This is a genomic window from Peribacillus kribbensis DSM 17871, from assembly GCF_000430765.1.
In the GTDB taxonomy this organism is placed as follows: Bacteria; Bacillota; Bacilli; order Bacillales; family DSM-1321; genus Paraperibacillus; species Paraperibacillus kribbensis.
In genome coordinates this window covers 197,936-216,402 of sequence record NZ_KE387244.1, presented here as the reverse complement: position 1 = coordinate 216,402, position 18,467 = coordinate 197,936, and the positions used below count along the sequence as shown (strand labels likewise).

The 18,467-nt window shown below is 46.4% G+C and carries 20 protein-coding genes; all 20 read right to left on the bottom strand.

Going from position 1 to position 18,467, the window contains the following annotated elements:
- Positions 1 to 20: 20 nt before the first annotated feature.
- Entirely contained in the window at positions 21 to 557 is a 537-nt protein-coding gene (locus tag H539_RS0126260) for a F0F1 ATP synthase subunit delta (RefSeq protein ID WP_026696000.1), read from the bottom strand.
- The gene (gene atpF / locus H539_RS0126255) at positions 554 to 1,072 is read right to left on the bottom strand and encodes a F0F1 ATP synthase subunit B (RefSeq protein WP_026695999.1); all 519 of its coding nucleotides are present in this window, start codon (positions 1,070 to 1,072) and stop codon (positions 554 to 556) included. Before atpF ends, H539_RS0126260 begins: the two co-directional genes overlap by 4 nt.
- Before the next feature lie 166 nt (positions 1,073 to 1,238).
- On the bottom strand, positions 1,239 to 1,463 hold the full coding sequence (gene atpE / locus H539_RS0126250) for a F0F1 ATP synthase subunit C (protein WP_026695998.1): 225 nt from the start codon (positions 1,461 to 1,463) through the stop codon (positions 1,239 to 1,241).
- Positions 1,464 to 1,532: 69 nt separating this feature from the next.
- Entirely contained in the window at positions 1,533 to 2,243 is a 711-nt protein-coding gene (gene atpB / locus H539_RS0126245; protein ID WP_026695997.1) for a F0F1 ATP synthase subunit A, read from the bottom strand.
- Positions 2,244 to 2,262: 19 nt separating this feature from the next.
- Complete coding sequence (locus H539_RS0126240; protein WP_026695996.1) at positions 2,263 to 2,634, bottom strand: ATP synthase subunit I; 372 nt, start codon at positions 2,632 to 2,634, stop codon at positions 2,263 to 2,265.
- An 8-nt stretch (positions 2,635 to 2,642) separates the two neighbouring features.
- Positions 2,643 to 2,864, bottom strand: coding sequence for an AtpZ/AtpI family protein (locus H539_RS0126235; RefSeq protein ID WP_026695995.1), 222 nt, complete (start codon positions 2,862 to 2,864; stop codon positions 2,643 to 2,645).
- 191 nt (positions 2,865 to 3,055) lie between these two features.
- Positions 3,056 to 5,248 carry a S8 family serine peptidase gene (locus tag H539_RS0126230; protein WP_026695994.1) on the bottom strand — a complete coding sequence of 731 codons (2,193 nt, stop codon included), beginning with the start codon at positions 5,246 to 5,248 and terminating at the stop codon, positions 3,056 to 3,058.
- Positions 5,249 to 5,590: 342 nt separating this feature from the next.
- Positions 5,591 to 5,716, bottom strand: coding sequence for a hypothetical protein (locus H539_RS33225; protein WP_281171480.1), 126 nt, complete (start codon positions 5,714 to 5,716; stop codon positions 5,591 to 5,593).
- A 184-nt stretch (positions 5,717 to 5,900) separates the two neighbouring features.
- Positions 5,901 to 7,046: a non-hydrolyzing UDP-N-acetylglucosamine 2-epimerase gene (gene wecB, locus H539_RS0126220; protein ID WP_026695993.1), complete on the bottom strand. Its 1,146-nt coding sequence runs from the start codon at positions 7,044 to 7,046 to the stop codon at positions 5,901 to 5,903.
- Between the two features lie 16 nt (positions 7,047 to 7,062).
- Positions 7,063 to 7,692: a uracil phosphoribosyltransferase gene (upp, locus tag H539_RS0126215; protein WP_026695992.1), complete on the bottom strand. Its 630-nt coding sequence runs from the start codon at positions 7,690 to 7,692 to the stop codon at positions 7,063 to 7,065.
- A 239-nt stretch (positions 7,693 to 7,931) separates the two neighbouring features.
- Complete coding sequence (locus H539_RS0126210; RefSeq protein WP_026695991.1) at positions 7,932 to 9,173, bottom strand: serine hydroxymethyltransferase; 1,242 nt, start codon at positions 9,171 to 9,173, stop codon at positions 7,932 to 7,934.
- Positions 9,174 to 10,164: 991 nt separating this feature from the next.
- Positions 10,165 to 10,731 carry a TIGR01440 family protein gene (locus H539_RS0126200; protein ID WP_035324259.1) on the bottom strand — a complete coding sequence of 189 codons (567 nt, stop codon included), beginning with the start codon at positions 10,729 to 10,731 and terminating at the stop codon, positions 10,165 to 10,167.
- A 136-nt stretch (positions 10,732 to 10,867) separates the two neighbouring features.
- Complete coding sequence (locus tag H539_RS0126195; protein ID WP_026695988.1) at positions 10,868 to 12,163, bottom strand: methyl-accepting chemotaxis protein; 1,296 nt, start codon at positions 12,161 to 12,163, stop codon at positions 10,868 to 10,870.
- Positions 12,164 to 12,179: 16 nt separating this feature from the next.
- Positions 12,180 to 12,620, bottom strand: coding sequence for a low molecular weight protein arginine phosphatase (locus H539_RS0126190; protein ID WP_342664046.1), 441 nt, complete (start codon positions 12,618 to 12,620; stop codon positions 12,180 to 12,182).
- A 193-nt stretch (positions 12,621 to 12,813) separates the two neighbouring features.
- Entirely contained in the window at positions 12,814 to 13,371 is a 558-nt protein-coding gene (locus H539_RS0126185) for a manganese efflux pump MntP (RefSeq protein ID WP_026695986.1), read from the bottom strand.
- Between the two features lie 88 nt (positions 13,372 to 13,459).
- Complete coding sequence (locus H539_RS0126180) at positions 13,460 to 14,503, bottom strand: L-threonylcarbamoyladenylate synthase (RefSeq protein WP_026695985.1); 1,044 nt, start codon at positions 14,501 to 14,503, stop codon at positions 13,460 to 13,462.
- 187 nt (positions 14,504 to 14,690) lie between these two features.
- Positions 14,691 to 15,125 (bottom strand): GNAT family N-acetyltransferase, encoded by a 435-nt coding sequence (locus tag H539_RS0126175; protein WP_155890282.1) that lies wholly within the window; start codon positions 15,123 to 15,125, stop codon positions 14,691 to 14,693.
- Between the two features lie 96 nt (positions 15,126 to 15,221).
- Complete coding sequence (gene spoIIR, locus H539_RS0126170; protein WP_425414770.1) at positions 15,222 to 16,037, bottom strand: stage II sporulation protein R; 816 nt, start codon at positions 16,035 to 16,037, stop codon at positions 15,222 to 15,224.
- A 265-nt stretch (positions 16,038 to 16,302) separates the two neighbouring features.
- Positions 16,303 to 17,187 (bottom strand): peptide chain release factor N(5)-glutamine methyltransferase, encoded by an 885-nt coding sequence (prmC, locus tag H539_RS0126165; RefSeq protein WP_026695982.1) that lies wholly within the window; start codon positions 17,185 to 17,187, stop codon positions 16,303 to 16,305.
- Positions 17,171 to 18,244 (bottom strand): peptide chain release factor 1, encoded by a 1,074-nt coding sequence (gene prfA, locus H539_RS0126160; protein ID WP_026695981.1) that lies wholly within the window; start codon positions 18,242 to 18,244, stop codon positions 17,171 to 17,173. The genes prmC and prfA overlap by 17 nt, the downstream gene beginning before the upstream one ends.
- Positions 18,245 to 18,467 lie beyond the last annotated feature (223 nt).

Below are 18,467 nucleotides of genomic sequence, written 5' to 3'. Positions count from 1 at the left end.
TTCACCCCTAACTGTGAATGTTATCCTAATAATTTCCGTTCCAGGCGCTGGAGCTTTCCAGAAACGCTTCCGTCAAAAATGCGGTTTCCGATTCTGATTTTCACTCCGCCCAGTAAACTGCGGTCAATTATATTTTCGATATTTAATGAATTCTTGCCTACTCTTTTAGCAAACGATGCATTGATAGCCGCACGTTCGTCATCTGTAAGCGGACGAACGGAGTAGACTTTCGCTTCTGCTTCACCGCGCTCTTCGTTGGCAAGATTGATAAAATGATCTGCCACTTCAGAAATAATTCCTTCACGATGGCGCTCCACAAGAAGCATCAAAGTGTTTTGGACGGCTGCTGTAAGGCTGCCGAATGCAGTCTGGATCAACTGCTTTTTTTGGACACCATTTATCTTTGGATGGCTTAAAAAGCCAGTAAGTTCATGATTTTGAGAGAACACAGCTTTTACTGTACGCAGTTCCTCTTCAAATTGAGCTAAAAGATTCTTTTCCTTAGCGATCTGGAAAAGGGCAACTGCGTAGCGGTTTGCTACGGTTGGATTGCTCATAGCTGATCTCCTGCCCCGTCAATATATTCATTGATCAGTTTCTGCTGATCCGCTTCAGTCAATTCTTTTTCAATGACCTTAGAAGCAATCATTACAGATAGAGATGCAACCTGCTCACGCAAGGCAGCAATCGCCTGTTCTTTCTGATGTTCGATTTCAATCTTAGCGCCTTCTTTGATACGCTCAGATTCCGCGCGGGCTGCAGCAATGATTTCTTCACGCTGTGCATCCCCCTGTTTTCTGGCGTTTTCAATTAAAGCAGAAGCTTCACTGCGGGACTGCTTAAGCAGTTCACGCTGTTCTTCAAGAGCCTTATGCGCATCCGCACGGCTTCTTTCAGCAGCTTCGATTTCGTTTGCGATATGTGATTCACGTTCTTTCATGATTCCCATAAGAGGACCAAACGCGAACTTCTTAATCAATGCCAGCAATATGATAAACATTACTAATTGGAAGATAATGTCGCCGCCATTAAAGTGCATAGCTTCACCAAGTACTAAGCTTTCTGATAACACCCTGGGTTCACTCCCTTCAAGAGTCGTTCACTAATATCATTTACAGCAATATTTGAACTTTTTCAGACAAATTGCCTGTTTTTTTACGCTTTTAGGGCATAAAGGAATGGCGAAGGTTCTCAAGGAATGATCTTCGCCATCTGCCCGAACGTTTTTTAAAGTTAAATTATCTACCGATAACCATGAACGCGATAACTACGGCTATGATAGGAAGTGCCTCAACTAGGGCGATACCGATGAACATTGTAGTTTGAAGTAATCCACGAGCTTCTGGCTGACGAGCGATCCCTTCAACTGTACGACCTACGATAAGACCATTACCAATACCAGCACCTACTGCTGCTAGACCAACTGCAATTGCAGCTGCTATAAGACCTGCTGAACCTGTCATGAAAAATTTCCTCCTCAGAAAATAAATTAGTTTTTTATTTTTTGTTCATTTACATGAACGTGTTTATAATTAATGGTCATCAGCTACTTTGTGAGCTAAGTAAACCATTGTTAACATAGTGAAGATAAATGCCTGGATTGCACCGACAAAGATACTGAATCCTTGCCATGCGATCATTGGAACGATTGCGCCTAACGTTCCGCCGATTCCGTTTGTTGCCATACCAGCAAGCAATCCTAATAGGATTTCACCTGCATAGATATTACCGTAAAGCCGCAGACCCATTGTCAGGGTATTTGCAAACTCCTCGATAATCTTGATTGGGAAAAGCAATTTAAAAGGCTCGAAATAGCTTTTTAAATAAGGTTTCGGCCCTTTCATCTTAATGCCATAGTAATGTGAAAGTCCCACTACCATTGAGGCTAATGCCAATGTGACCGCAGGGTCTGCCGTTGGTGATTTCCACCAGAGCTCGTGACCGATAACCACTGAGAATGGCAGCCCTAACATATTTGAAACAAATATGTACATAAGCAGGGTCATCCCCAGAAGCAGGAAGCGTCCGCCAGTCTGCCAGTCCATCGTGCTGTTTATCAGCCCTTTAACAAAATCCATAACCCATTCCATAAAGTTCTGGGCGCCGGTTGGCTTCATGGCAAGCTTTCGGGTTGAAGCAACAGCTATGATGAAGACTATCAGACTTGCAATTGTAATCATCAGCATGTTTGCAAGATTGAAATCCAGTCCCGCAAATTCCCAGATAGGAGCTTCATGATTCAACAGTATTCACCTCTCTTCTCTACTTTTTGAGTAAGTGTTGGATAAAAAAATCTATAGGAATGACAAAGTAGATCGTCATTAATCCCACTAATGTGCTGATAAGGTGCAGGTCATACGGAAATCGGAGTGCCACCGTTACAGCCAATGCTGCTGCCGCCATTCTTGAAAGGGTGCCGACAGACTTCATCTTCTTCCCTTCCAGTGCTGCTTTTGTCAGCTTTCTGTTCTTGCTTACCATCGTCCATAAAAGATACAGACTTAAGGTTGTCCCAAAGATCAATCCCAGGAAAACAGACTTATAGGGCGTAAAGCCCCACCCCAATACATAAATCGCTATCAGGTATATCATGTATTTAAGTGTTCTGTAGAAAAATTGATCAAGATTGAACATTTTTGTATTTAGTCTCCCGAGAAATAATGCCGGACTGTTCGGAGCATGGAATATGTCCCTGCTGCTAGCCCTGTGAGAAGGCCAATGATTAGAAAAAGCGGTTCGGTGCCAGCCGTGCGGTCAAGCCATCTTCCACCGAAGACTCCGATCACGACGGAACCTACTATTTGAGAAAGGATGGCAGACATTAGAGCCATCGCTTTTAACGGGTGGCGTTCTTTCTGACTCATCGTTACATCCTCGCGGTTTTTTTCGGGTGGACAACCCCGGTTTTGACATATCGGTATTGCATGCGAAATCTAGTAAAAACCCCGCTGTTCATACCCTTTGTAAGCATACAATAGGTCCCTTTTAATGTCAATGAATCCTATAAAGAAATTCCCACGTGTGTGTCTATTTTCTTGATTTGTTCACATTTTTTTCATTTTTGTTTATATGTGTTTTCAAGTATTTTTATTTCAGTCTCCAAACGATCCTCTTTTTTCCCTTTTCTGGCAAAAATTACAGCTTTGTAACTGCCTGGCGGAGGAACATTTTCTTCTTTTATCTGCTTCCTTACAAGACCTCTGTGTGCATTTTGTGCCCAATCGAGAAAGCCGGCAAATCGCAGACTCTGTTTTTCATAAAGTGCGATGCCCATTTCATCTGCTCCCCCTGGCAGATACAGCTCATATCGATAGGCGCCTTCTGAATCAGCAGGCACAAATTGGAATCCCGCAAGCCTTGGATAATCAGGTTCCTTTACTGCATACAAGTAGGGAAGAGATAAGATGTTTGCATTTTCATGGATGGTCAGATATCCGTCATGAACACCAGGCTTCATCTTGTTCCTATCCAGTGACAGCTCAATCGGCAGTCTTTTCTTCTCTCCTTCTTTAAGGGTAAAGGCAAGCGGCAGCTTCCAATAGACTCCTTCCTCTCGCTTAGGAAGTGAAAATCGGTAATGCTTCTCGGTCTTGCTTGTGTTTTCAGCTTCTATCCAGACCCTTGATCTCCTTGCGGCTTTCTTGATCTCGAGTGAAATGGAACTCGGATAAAGGAAGGTATCAGCTTTCAAGGCCTGCTCCAGCTGGATTCTCCCTGCTCCCTGTTCGTACGTATGGTAGGTGCGGCGTCCGTCGCCCAGAATTCTGGCTGTGGACATCAATGCAGATTTGATAGTGTCCGGCCCCCAGTCCGGGTGTGCCTGCTTGAGAATCGCACAGGCTCCGGTAACATGAGGCGCCGCCATACTCGTTCCATTCAAAGAAAGATATCCTCCCGGGACCGTGCTATGAATATCCACACCCGGAGCCACTATATCGGGCTTTATCTGCCAATTCACTGTCACAGGTCCCCTCGAACTGAACTCGGCTACCCTGTCCTTTTCCGTTTTCATTATGGTTTTGATATACGAAGACCGCAAAACCGCATCAGCTGCTTCTCTGGATATCGATGCAGCGGGAATACCAGCAGCTTTTTCAAGTTTTCCTAGAAACTGGCCTCTTGTATTATTGTAAATTAAGACAGCTGCCGCTCCTGCCTTCTCTGCATTCCGGACCTTTTCGGTAAAGGAAAGTCCGCCTCTTTTTATGATTGCCGCCTTGCCCCGCACATGCCTGAGTTCGCCAGGACGCCCGATTCCGCCGTAGGCAGCGGATGCCGATAAAGCAGGCCAGCTCTTGGATCCCATAAGCGCTGCAACCGGATACTCCTTTTTGCTTTGCCCCAGTCCAGCTAGTAGATAGGGAACCTTCAAAGGCGGCGTGGATGCTCCGGTAGAAATAGCCCGCGATGACGTGCCCGGCGAACCTACCGTCCACATCCCCGGACCTGAATTGCCGCTAGAGGCCACAGCCGTTATTCCCAGCTCCACCGCCCTGTCCAATGCCATATTGATGGGAAGGTCAGGTCCATTCACACTGTTGCCAAGCGACAAATTCAGAATATCCATTTTGTCCTCAATCGCTTTATCAATCGCTTTCAGCACGAGTTCCGTATTACCTGATCCTCCGGGTCCAAGCACACGGTAGACATATATTTCGGCCTCAGGGGCCATCCCCTTCATTCTTCCATCCGCCGCTATGATTCCGGCAACATGCGTGCCATGGATCGTCGGCTGCCTTCCTCCCGCTTCCTTAGGATCCGCATCCTTGTCCACAAAATCATAGCCTCCTTTAAAGGAAGCTTTCAATGCAAGATGGTGATAATCGATTCCTGTATCAATGATTCCAACACGGACTCCCCTGCCTGTCAGCCTCTCATTCTTACTGCTAAAATAGCCGCGGGCTTTTCCGCCGCCTATAAAGGGGACGCTTTCGTTTATTTCAGCTTCATAGACATTACATTCACTCACCTGCTCTATATCTGCTTCCATTCTTAAAGCTTCCATTTCTTTTCTGGGACCTTCCAAAGAATATCCATTAATAGCGTGAGTATAAACCTCCCTGATTCTTAGTGCGGGATGTTTATTCACTATAGTTTTTCCATCTCGATTTTTCTTAAACACAGCTATGGCAATTACACGTTCATCCCCATAACGGGCAGGCCTGTCAGGAATCTTAACTTCTGCTGAAGCAGCCGAAAAAGAAATCACTGTAAGAATGGCCATAGCCGAAATCATAAACAGCTTCATTAAGACATCCCCTTTTTTTAATAGAGTGTCTTTATTCGGCAGATTCATTCAGATGAGGAGGGATGGATGTTTATTATGGGTGAGAAAAGCAATGAAAGTAAAGAAAGCGGGAATGTAAGCAAAATGAGAGCACTTTTATAAGTAAAGATTTGGCCCGGATTCTTAAAAACCGGAACTCCTACGATACACTTTAAGAAGTTCTTCCGACCATAATGAAGTAGTTTTTTAAACTTTCGTTGAAGGTGCAGATTTTTCTATTGGAATCCTGGCGAAGGACATATTCCCACCCATTTTGCCCCTGATGAAGGAAATATCTCCACCCATTTGCCATTCCAGTGTCCTTCACACCTCTGATGAAGGACATATCGCCATCAATTCGCAATCCCAGTGTCCTTCATACCCCTGATGAAGGACATATCGCCACCCATTTGCAATCCCAATGTCCTTCACACCCTTGATGAAGGACATATCGCCCCCCAATATGCCGATCCTGTGTCTTTCATAAGCTGCAGAGTCATCATGCCATTAGACTTATCTTCGGAACCTTAAAGAATACCTATTCGCACAGGATCCAGAGGCCCTGCATCAGCGGGTTCGAAACCTGCTCTTAAGCAAAATAAAGGGCCTGACAATGTCAGGCCCTTTATTTCTATTAGATCTGCAGGTCTTTCGGCCGTGCAGAGATTTGATTGAAATGATATCGGATGGCTTCGCAGATCCTTTCGGAGGCTCTGCCGTCTCCATAAGGATTTGAGGCTTGCGCCATTTGTTGATAGGCTTCTTCGTTCACAAGCAGCTCGTGCGCCATTTCAAAAATAGTATCCTCATCGGTTCCGGCAAGCTTCAGGGTGCCTGCCTCAATCCCTTCCGGCCGCTCCGTTGTATCTCTCAGAACAAGAACCGGAACCCCAAGTGAAGGAGCTTCCTCCTGGACACCGCCGGAATCGGTCAGGATCAGGCGGGCACGCGAGGCAAAATTGTGAAAATCAAACACATCCAGCGGATCAATTAAATGGATTCTTGGATTCCCTCCAAGAATCCGGTCCGCTATTTCCCGGACCGCAGGATTCAAGTGGACAGGATAGATCACCTGCACATCCTCATGCTCTTCCAAAATGCGATTAACTGCCCTGAAGATATTCTCCATCGGTTCACCCACGTTTTCCCGGCGATGGGCTGTCAGCAGGATCATGGAGTTACTTCCGACCGAATCAAGCACCGGATGCTGATATTCTGTTTTAACCGTCGTCTGCAGAGCATCTATGGCCGTGTTTCCTGTTATAAAAATATTCTCTGCGTTTTTATTTTCAGCAAGGAGATTTCCTGCCGATATAGAGGTTGGTGCAAAGTGAAGATCTGACAGGACACCTGTCAGCTGTCTGTTCATTTCTTCAGGGAACGGGGAATATTTATTCCACGTCCGTAACCCTGCCTCCACATGGCCGACTGTGATTTGATTATAATATGCCGCCAGGCCGGCGATGAAAGTAGTGGTTGTATCTCCATGGACAAGGACGATATCGGGTTTCGCTTCTTTCATCACTCGGTCCAGTCCCTCAAGCCCTCTTGTTGTAATATCCACCAATGTCTGCCTGTCCTTCATGATATTCAAATCATAATGGGGCTTGATTGAGAACAGCTCCAAAACCTGGTCGAGCATTTCCCTGTGCTGGGCCGTAACCGTTACTATAGAAGTAAACTGTTCTGGATGCTTTTGAATCTCAAGGACAAGCGGCGCCATTTTCACGGCTTCCGGCCTTGTCCCAAATATGGTCATTACTTTAATAGGCTGCTTCATGTCTATACCGCCAATCTTATTTCGTTCCGAATAAACGGTCCCCTGCATCGCCAAGTCCAGGAACGATATATCCTTTTTCGTTCAGCTTTTCATCCAGGGCTGCAATGTAGATGTCGACATCAGGATGAGCTTCCTTCAGCGCTTCTACTCCTTCTGGTGCAGCAATCAGGCACATAAAGCGGATACTGGTCGCCCCTCTCTTCTTGAGGGAGTGGATGGCTTCCACAGCAGAACCGCCAGTGGCAAGCATTGGATCGACCACGATAAAATCTCTATCCTCCAAGTCGCTAGGAAGCTTGACATAATATTCAACAGGCTGAAGGGTTTCCGGGTCGCGGTACAGCCCGATATGACCTACCTTCGCTGCTGGAATCAATTTCAGCATTCCATCAACCATTCCGATTCCTGCACGGAGAATCGGCACAAGGCCAAGCTTCTTCCCTGCAAGCACCTTAGAAGTGGCTTTTTGTACAGGTGTTTCGATTTCTACTTCCTCCAATGGAAGATCACGGGTAATCTCAAAAGCCATTAAAGAACCCACTTCATCTACCAGCTCACGGAACTCCTTGGTACCCGTATTCTTATCACGAATGTATGTAAGCTTATGCTGTATTAACGGATGATCAAAAACAAATACTTTTCCCATGTACAATCGCCCCTTTTCTTAAATGTCCCGCGGATTGCGCCAAAAAACTACTTTATGGACGCCTATTTACACTTCGATTCATTTTACAGAAAAAAAATAGAATCTTCAATAATAAGTCTAATTAAAGACAGACATTTTGTATCTTGCCCTATCTCCCTGAAATTTTTTCAGGCCTCTTACAAAATAAGGGCAGATTCCCTAATAAAAACCGGCCTTTTATGGGCCGGTTTTTCTCTATTTTATAGTTCTTTATATAACGTAAATTTACTAGTCAAGCTCTCCACCCGCTGTTTAGCCTCATCAAGCTTGGCAGCATCTGCCGGGTTTTTAAGGGCTGTACCGATGATAGAAGCTATTTCGTCCATATCTTCTTCCTTAAATCCACGGGATGTCACGGCAGCTGTTCCAATTCGGATCCCGCTTGTTACAAATGGACTTTCCGGATCGAATGGAATCGTGTTTTTATTGACGGTGATTCCGATTTCATCCAGGATGTGCTCGGCCTGCTTTCCTGTAAGACTCACAGAACGGACATCAACCAAAATCAGGTGATTATCGGTTCCTCCCGAAACAAGGGTAAAGCCTTCCTTTTTGAGACCTTCGGCCAGACGCTTAGAGTTGTCAATAATATGCTTAGAGTATTCTTTAAACGAATCCTGCAATGCTTCGCCAAAAGCTACAGCCTTAGCTGCAATGACATGCATCAGCGGTCCTCCCTGGATGCCGGGGAAAATGGACTTGTCTATTTTTTTCGCAAATTCTTCTTTGCAAAGAATCATGCCGCCGCGAGGACCGCGCAATGTTTTATGTGTGGTGGTGGTGACAAAATGGGCATGAGGCACCGGGCTTGGGTGAAGCCCTGTCGCAACAAGGCCGGCAATATGGGCCATATCTACCATTAAGTAGGCACCGACCTCATCGGCGATTTCCCTGAACCGTTTGAAGTCAATTTCCCTGGGATATGCACTGGCTCCAGCCACAATAAGCTTCGGCTTGCTTTCGCGGGCCTTTTGAAGTACATCCTCATAATTGATAAGATGGGTTTCCTGATCCACACCATATTCTACAAAGTTGTATTGAACACCGCTGAAATTCACCGGGCTGCCATGTGTAAGATGGCCGCCGTGAGAGAGATTCATGCCAAGCACCGTATCGCCTGGCTCCAAAATTGTAAAGTAAACCGCCATATTAGCCTGTGCACCTGAATGGGGCTGCACATTCGCATGCTCTGCGCCGAATATTTCCTTCGCGCGGTCACGGGCAATATCCTCCACAACGTCTACGTGTTCGCAGCCGCCATAGTACCGCTTGCCCGGATATCCTTCCGCATACTTATTGGTCAATACAGACCCTTGCGCTTCCATTACGGCTTCACTCACAAAATTTTCAGAGGCAATTAACTCAATCTTAGTTCTTTGCCGCTTAAGTTCATCCTGAATCGAGCTAAAAACCTTTTCATCCTGCTGAGCTAAATGTTTCATTAAAATCCCCCTCACCTTCGCTGCTTATTATGCAGAGCCGCACATTTCCCGCCTATTAGGGCTTAAACGTGCGTTTTTTTAAATCCTCTATCATTCTAACATTAAGTCCGCGGGGGAGACAATGGGTCTAGGGGAATTGTATGCGGGGAGCGGGGCTGGATTTAATGGATACATACAGTCCTAGAGGTATCCGGTTGGGGAGCAGATTAATTAGCAGGGTTGAAAATGTTATTATATGGAGCTGAGACCCTCGAGTCATAAGCCAATCCGTCTATGGGAAGAAAACCGCTTCCCACAGCCGGCTCGTCTTATGCTTTTCGGATCTCTGCTTTTCAATGATTGTGGTTTTTATATGATTTTCATCATCATTGAGCTTAAAATTATTTTATCAGTGAAAAGCACCGCTCTGCGCATTAGTCTCATCCAGCTCCGAGCTGACATCCTCGAGTCATAAGCCAGGCTGTCTACGGGAAGAAAACCGCTTCCCATAGCCATCCCGTCTTATGCTTGTCGGATGTCTGCCTTCCAACTAGGCTAATCTTTTAAAATTTTTTAGCTTTACATCGCTAAAAAACTAGTCTTATCTGGAAGGCACCGCTCTGCGCTTTAGGTTCTTCCAGCTTCGAGCTGAGACCCTCGAGTCATAAGCCAATCCGTCTATGGGAAGAAAACCGCTTCCCACAGCCGGCTCGTCTTATGCTTTTCGGGTCTCTGCTTTTCAATGATTGTAGTTTTTATATGATTTTCATCATCATTGGGCTTAAAATTATTTTATCAGTGAAAGCACCGCTCTGCGCTTTAGTCTCATCCAGCTCCGAGCTGACATCCTCGAGTCATAAGCCAGGCTGTCTACGGGAAGAAAACCGCTTCCCATAGCCATCCCGTCATATGCTTGTCGGATGTCTGCCTTCCAAATAGGCTAATCTTTTAAAATTTTTTTGCTTTACATCGTAAAAAAACTAGTTTTATGTGGAAGGCACCGCTCTCCGCATTAGGTGTAACAGGCCCTTTCTCCTCCGATTAGTTTTGGTCGGGTTTTGGCGGTGGTGAGGTGGGCGTGGCCTATCTGTTTTTGGATGGTTCTGATTGGGACGGCTACGTGTTTTAGGTGCATGCCGATGAAGGTGTCTCCTATGTCGATGCCGGCGTCGGCCTTGATGTGCTCAACGACTACTGGATCTTCCAGGCTGTTGAAGGCGAAGGTTGCCAGGGCACCGCCTGCCTGTCTGATCGGGATGACCGTGACTTCCTCATATCCTCTGGCTGCAGCCGTTTCGTTTGTCAGAACCAGGGCCCTGTTGAGATGTTCACAGCACTGGAATGCCAGTTCTACCCCTGTATCTTCGTGGAATTGCCGGAGAACTCCGAATAGCATTTCGGCTACCTCGTGAGTGCCTGCCGTTCCGATTCTTCTCCCGACGACTTCACTCGTGCTGCATCCTACAACCATCAGCTTCCCAGCAGTCAGTGAAGCCTGTTTTTGAAAGTCTTCCAAAGCTTCTTTCAGCTGGGACTGCCATAATTCGAGATCCTGCTTGGTAATTGACCTTTCTTCCATCCGCGTTTCCCCTCTCCGAAAATTCTGACTTTCAGTTCATGTATCTGTATTTTCCCACACCGCCTGAAAAATATAAAGAAAGCCGCTTTCAATCTTTGGATATAAAAAAAGACCGGAGAGATTCCCCGGTTTTTCCTTACATTGTAAACTTCGCTATGGTTTCCTTCAACTGCTCTGCCTGTACCTTCAGCTCTCCGGAAAGCGTTTCAACACGAACCATAACCCCTGCTTGATCCTCGGTCGCTGAAGCCACCTCAATTGCTCCTGCGGAGGTTTGTTCGGCAATGGCCGCCACTTCCTGTGACTGCGCCGAGGTTTCCCGGATGCTTTCCATCTGCTTGTCCACAAGGGACGTAATGGCCCGGACAGCTTCTGCCACGTTGTTGACTGACAGGGTCATTTCCTCAATAACCTCTGTGGTTTGTGAACCTTTTTTCGCTTCGGATTCCGCTGATTGAACTTGTTCGGTAATCTTTTTTACAACACACTGCACATCCTGCTGGATATTTTTGATCAAAGCCGAAATGCCCTGGACGGCTTTCGCGCTTTCATCCGCTAATTTACGGACCTCTTCCGCCACCACTGCAAATCCTTTTCCATGCTCTCCTGCACGTGCAGCTTCAATAGAAGCATTCAGGGCCAATAAGTTGGTCTGGCCGGCAATGTCTCCAACCAGCTGAATAATCTGCTCTACTTTTTTTGCGTTCTCTTCAAGTCTCCGGACTGCTTCCAGGGATTCAATGCTGTCGTCAGCCAGCTGCTGGATGCCGGTAATAAGAGAACCGATGACCTCTTTGCTGCCCATAAGCTCCTGTACCATTTCCTGCGCTTTTACAGAGGACGAATTCGCATTGTCCTGTACATCCCTTGCAAGCCGGATCACTTCCTCCACAGACTCAACTGTTGTCTGGATGGAAACCGCCGAATTGTCTGCCCCGGCAGATATTTCACGGATCGCCCTGGAGATTGTCTCCGCCTGATTGGCCGCCTTTGAAGACTCCCGGGAAATATAGATGACTTTGTCGTTCGTTTCATTAAAGTTTGTATCAATTTTTTGAACCATTTCACGCAGATTGAAAAGCATAAGGCTGAATGCCTCTCCAAGTGACCGGATTTCATCGTCAGATTTAGAAACCGCCGGATCAACCCCAAGGTCTCCCTGTGCTGCCCGCAATGCCGCAGCTTCCAGCTTTTGAAGCGGTTTAGTGAGAAATCCGGCAGCTGAAAAAGCAAGGATGCCGGACCAAATGATTCCAAGAGCCAATACAATCAGATTAAATAGGCCCTCAGATAGATAGGATGTTACAAATGGATAGATCTCATAAATAAATAGTGCACTTGTTGAATACGTGATCAGTGCCAATAGCGTAGTGAAAACCACCAGCTTCTTCCGTAATCCAAACTTATACCGTTTTTTCTTCCTGCCAGCCACAACATCTTCCCCCAAATTATTTCTGGAGCCTGTGGACAATCCCCTTGATGATACTCTGCAGCTCCGAAAAGGTTTCTCTATATATATCGGCAGAACCGCCAAAAGGATCAACTATATCTGAATTATTTTTATCTTCTCCGGCAAACTCCTTGAGGGTGAAGGTCTTGCCTGCTGCATTAGGGTAATTGATGAGCAGGGTAGCTTTATGGCCTTCCGTCATGGTCAAAACATAATCCGCCCATTTTAGGTCATGCTCGTCGATCTGTTTGGAGGTATGATGATGCTCAATTGAATTCTCATCCAATACCAGCCTGGTATGTTTGGATGCTTCCTGTCCATCCATTGCAAAAACACCGGCCGATCTAACCTCTACCTCCGGCAGGTTCATATTTTTTAAGATCGCTTCCGCCATGGGGCTCCTGCAGGTATTCCCCGTGCATACAAATAAAATATTCAAAATCTGCTCCCTCCTTTTTATCCATTATACGTCATTATTTTTTTATTCTATAGGTTTTAAACAGGAGGCTGATTTCCGTCTGGAACGCAAATCCTGGATCATCATAGGCCAAACCTGCAATTTATCAAGAGGAACCACACTAGAAGACCATAAAAAAAGACAGCTCACAATAAGCTGCCTGCTGTCATTTCTCTTAGAAAAAAAAACTCCCCAGCCCCAGGATTTTGAATCCGAAGGCAAAAAGAATGGCTCCTCCGAGTACGACGCTGTATTTCCCAAGCATCCCCTGGACTTTCCTGCCGAGCAGGAGTCCTGCCCAGGTTAGGATGGCAGCTGCTGTGCCGAAGCAAAGAAGCACCAGCCATGTTTTAGCCCCGTAGATTCCAAGAGTCAATCCGACCGAAAAACTGTCCAGACTTACACTAAGCGCAAAAAGAAATAATCCAAATCCTACAGGGGCTATGATGGAGTCCGAGGTTCCCCTTAATCCGGACAGCAGCATTTGGATTCCAAGGACCATGAGGAGGATGCCTCCCGCATAGCTGGCAAAGGTTCCAAAGGTGGTTGATAGAAATTTCCCTCCCGCCATTCCAAGCAGAGGCATTAATGTATGAAAAAAACCAACCGTTATGCCAATCATTACAATTCTTCTTATTCTTAATTTGTACATGCCCATTCCAAGGCCTATAGAAAATGCATCCATTCCCAATGCAAACGCCATAGACATTAAGGCCACCAGCTCTCCCAACATCGACACGAGACTTCTACCTCCCCGGACTAGCCTACTTCAGCTTATGCTCGTCCGTATGGAAATAGAATCTGTGATTTGGGACTACTGTTCATTCTTGGATCAAACGGCCGCCAGCTGCTTTTGACAGCCGGTTCATGATGGCCTGGCCAATGCCTTCCACAGGGAAAACTTCACTGAATATAAGTTCCACGTCCAGGTCATCAAACTGTCTTAATGTAAAATAAAGGCCCGATGCCACGCTCTCCAGCTGTTCCCTTCTCCCTGCCGAAAGGACATAATCAGCATCATAATACCTTTGATTCTCCTCGGTGGTTAAAACACCCACCCTAAAGCCCTCAGCCTTTTTGGCATTGACAAGGCTTTGGATAAATTCCCTGCTGCCACTGACCAGTGACAGTTCAGCACGCGGAGCATAATGAGTATACTTCATCCCCGGCGATCTTGGCGCCTGCTTTTCATCGGAAAGGGCCGTATCAAGTGATACAGGGCCGATGACTTCCTCAATTTGCTCCTTCGTGACGCCGCCCGGCCTTAAAATGACAGGAATCGGGCCGGTACAATCCAGGACTGTAGATTCAACGCCGACTCCTGTTGGACCGCCATCCACAATCCCGGCGATTTTTCCATTCAGGTCTTTATAAACATGGCCTGCCGTAGTCGGACTCGGCTTCCCTGATGTATTGGCACTTGGGGCTGCTATCGGAAGCCCGCTTTTTTCAATCAGCTTAAGTGCGAGGGGATGACTCGGCATCCGGACGGCGACGGTTTCTAAGCCGGCTGTCACGGCATCGGACAAGGCGCCTTCTTTCTTTTTAAAGATCAGGGTAAGGGGGCCAGGCCAGAATTGATCCATGAGGGTATGGGTCATGCCGGGAATCTCATCTATTATAGAGGCCAGCTGCTCTTTCGAAGCAATATGGACAATCAGCGGATTGTCGCTCGGCCTTCCTTTCGCTTCAAATATTTTTTTTACCGCTTCGTTGTCCCGGGCATTTGCTCCAAGCCCGTAAACGGTTTCCGTTGGAAAAGCTACTACCTGGTTTTGCTGCAGTAAATGTGCAGCTTCTTCAAGCTGTGGGTAACTATTCGCATTATCCACATAATTATCCACTGTCCATAACTTTGTTTGCATGTGCAGCACCTTCATTCTAAAAATAAAATTAATGAGTTAATATGTAAGGAATTCAGCCCTTTTTAGCCGTTTATCACGCTAAAGGTACCATGAAAGTATAGAAGATAAGAGATGGAAATACAAGTTTTATCCACAAAATGTGGATAAAAACAACGAAACAGTGGATAACTTTGTGGATAGTTGTGGATTACAGCCTTATCTGCATAAATTCACAGATAGTTATCCCCATCAAATACTTTCCATGGGTGGATAACTGCAAAGTTTGTGAAATCTCCTCAAGCTGCACCTTTTGGAAGCCCATGCAGTGAAATAGATCGGCGGAGGCTTTTTTATCTGTTCCCAATAGTAATCTCGAATACTTTTTTAACCTTCCGAGACCGACAGCCTTCTCTATGAATAATGGAAGATTGGCCGGATGAAAGACGGGAGTAAAAACCAATGAGCGGATCAATCCTGCTTCCTTCAAATTCTCGATCCCTACGACTGCAGCAGGATTGCCGCTCTGGTCCTCCCAAACCAGGAAGTCCACATCCGCCTTGTCCAAGTCCTCTGTGTTCAGTGCCGCCTGTTCAATCAGCCCTTTAATGAAGTCCATATCATCTTTACCCGCCAGCCTCATCAATGCAACAGCCCCTCTATCATTTTTTCTATTAAAATATGCACGGGACTTCCTTCATAGAACAGCCAAAAAGCCGCCCAGATCGGGAGCGGCCATTTATTAAAATAAATCCTTAAAGAATTCTACCATAAAAAACTTAACCTTCACTTGCTCCTCATCCTGCGGAGTATAGACGGGCTGTTTTTCTGTCTGCTGTACATCATCCGGCTCATCAGCCTGTTTTACTGCAGGATCTCTGTCCTCTTGTACAGCCGGGGCAGCTTCTGGATGCCCGGATTCTGTTGGATCCTGAACAGTCCCTTGTTTCTTGTTTTCTATTTTATCCTGCTGAGATTCAGTCTTTTCTGCAGCCGCTGCATATTGGCCGCTGTTCTCCTCCTCATTCATCGGGCTCTGGCTGACTGCTGTCCCGTTTGAGAAGTCCAGGAAGCAGAGCGGCGGATAAAGGACACACCACCAATTGGCTCCCTCTCCGTCTCCTAAGGTAACGACGATCGCCTCGTAGCTGCCTGCTGGATATAAATATTGTCCATACAGCTTTGCAGGAAATTTGGCCTTGCCGAACTTGACCTTAACAGTTTGGGTTGATCCCTGTTCCTTGACTACTTTCTCCGCGATCTGTCGGATTTCTTTCCGATGTCCCGAAATGACCTTTCTTGCTTCCTTCTTTGAGGTAAGATCCTTCACCCATTTGGTGATTTCCTGATTTACCGCATCACGGACCTTATGCTTCAGCTCCTGATCACTTTCTGTATCACTATTCGCCAAAATCCTGAGCCTGATTGCATCACCCGGAATGACAACCGCTTCATCCGCCCGGACAGACTCCGTCTTTGGCATATATAAACTAAGGATCGTTCCCGATACCAGCATCATCAAATAAATAACCGCCATATGTTTCTTTAGCATCTTCATTCCCCATTCCTCCCTTACACCCTCCATTCTGGCCAAAATGTGAATATGATAAACTATTAAAATAAAAAATATGCGTCAGAGTCCCGGCCAATAATCATCATCAATACATGAGGGTTTTATATAAGGGGTGTATTCAAATAGAAAAACCCGCCAGACGACGGGTTTTACTTTTTCTATACGAATCATGATGCCAATACGACTGGCAGCCTTTATGAAAAGCACTCGGCATCGGCGGGTAAGGCTGGGAAATATGCAAAGAACAGGGTCAGCCCCTATTTCCCAAGCAGGCAAAGACCATTCTGTCCTTGCCGTTGATATCATATTGGATTTCGGTGCTGCTGTGGGGGAAGGTTTGCTCCAGGAGCAGCCGTACTGCCGTTCCCTGGCCTGCACCGACTTCAAAGCCAATCAGGGCGCGTTCTTTTAGGACGAGGGGCAGCTGTTCCATGAACGCCCGGTAAAAGTCAAGTCCGTCTTCTCCTGCAAATAATGCCCTGTCAGGCTCGTGTTCTGTAACAACTTCCGACATCTCCGCCCTGTCTCCCTCGGGAATATACGGCGGATTGGACAGGACAATATCCAGCCTTTTAGAAGCCTGGATAAACGGCATCAGGAGATCTCCCTTTAAAAACGATACCTCAGCCCCTAGCCTTACTGCATTATGGCGGGCAACCTCAAGTGATCCTTCCGCAATATCGGATGCCAGTACCTGGATAGCTGGATTCTCAAGCTTCATGGAAATGGCGATGGCGCCGCTTCCTGTCCCTATATCAGCAAGCTGAAGATCCGCTCCCCCCGGAAAGTGCTCCGCAATTTTATTCAAGGCATGATACACAAGCTCCTCTGTTTCAGGCCTTGGAATCAAGACTTCCTCATTCACAAGAAAGGTTCTTCCGTAAAACTCCTCCGAGCCGATTATATACTGGACTGGCATGCCTTCAGCATGTGCTTCACATGCAGAGATAAACTCTTCCTTCACCTCTGACGGCAGCTCCATTTGAAGGCTGGCAAGCAGGGTACTGCGTTCCATCCTAAGCAGCCACTTCAGCAGCAGTTCGCCGGCATTGGCATCACGCCCGCTGGACACTAAAAAAGAAGAAGCCCAGCTAAGGGCTTCATAGACCTTTGAAAACTTATAAGGCTTCTTCATTTTGCATCCTTTTAGACTGATCCTCCATGATGAGTGCATCGATAACCTCATCCAGCTTGCCTTCAATGATCTGGTCCAGCTTCTGGATGGTTAAGCCGATACGGTGGTCAGTCACACGGTTTTGCGGGAAGTTATATGTCCGGATCCGCTCTGAACGGTCCCCTGTCCCTACTGCTGCCTTACGGTTCTGGTCATATTCAGCCTGTGCCTCCTGCTGGAACTTGTCATAGACACGGGCACGAAGCACCTTCATTGCTTTTTCCTTGTTTTTAATCTGCGATTTCTCGTCCTGGCAGGATACTACGATCCCGGTCGGCATATGTGTAAGCCGCACAGCAGACATGGTGGTGTTAACGCTCTGGCCTCCAGGTCCGCTTGAAGCAAATGTATCCACACGGATATCTTTTTCATGAATATCGACTTCTACTTCTTCCGCTTCAGGAAGAACAGCAACCGTCGCTGTGGACGTATGGATCCGTCCGCCGGACTCTGTCTCAGGCACACGCTGTACACGGTGGGCGCCGTTTTCAAATTTCAGCTTCGAAAATGCTCCATTTCCGTTAATCATGAAAATAATTTCTTTGTACCCGCCCAGACCAGTCGGATTTGATTCAATGACTTCAATTTTCCATCCCTGCGTCTCTGCATAGCGGCTGTACATACGGTAAAGCGTTCCTGCAAACAGGGCTGCTTCATCTCCTCCTGCAGCACCGCGGACCTCCATGATGACGTTTTTATCATCGTTCGGATCTTTGGGTATCAACAGGATCTTCAATTTCCCTTCGAGCTCTTCCAGTTGTTCCTCAAGCTCGTTCATTTCCTCTTTAACCATCTCACGCATATCAGCATCAAGCTTTTCTTCAAGCATCTGTTTTGCGTCCTGATACTGCTCCTGGACCGTTTTATATTCGCGGTATACCGTCACCGTATCCTGTATCCCTGATTGTTCTTTAGAATATTCTCTTAATTTTTTTGCATCATTGATGATAGCCGGGTCGCTAAGCAATTCATTTAACTTTTCATATCGGTCTTCCACTGCCTGTAATCGATCAAACACGAAACTCACCTCAAAATGTATTAATAAAGCCTGTATTCGAATCCTTTTCTCCCTTCACGTTAAGGGACCAAGACCTGAAACAGCCTATGTTTTTCTAAAAATATAATCGGGCAGCTCCTTATAAAAAAGGCCCGGCCTGAAGCCGGGAAGCCCATTGTTCGCTGCTCGTCAAACGAAATCTACTTCAGCCTTATTATAGTATAGGGAAAAAATGCCGTCAAAA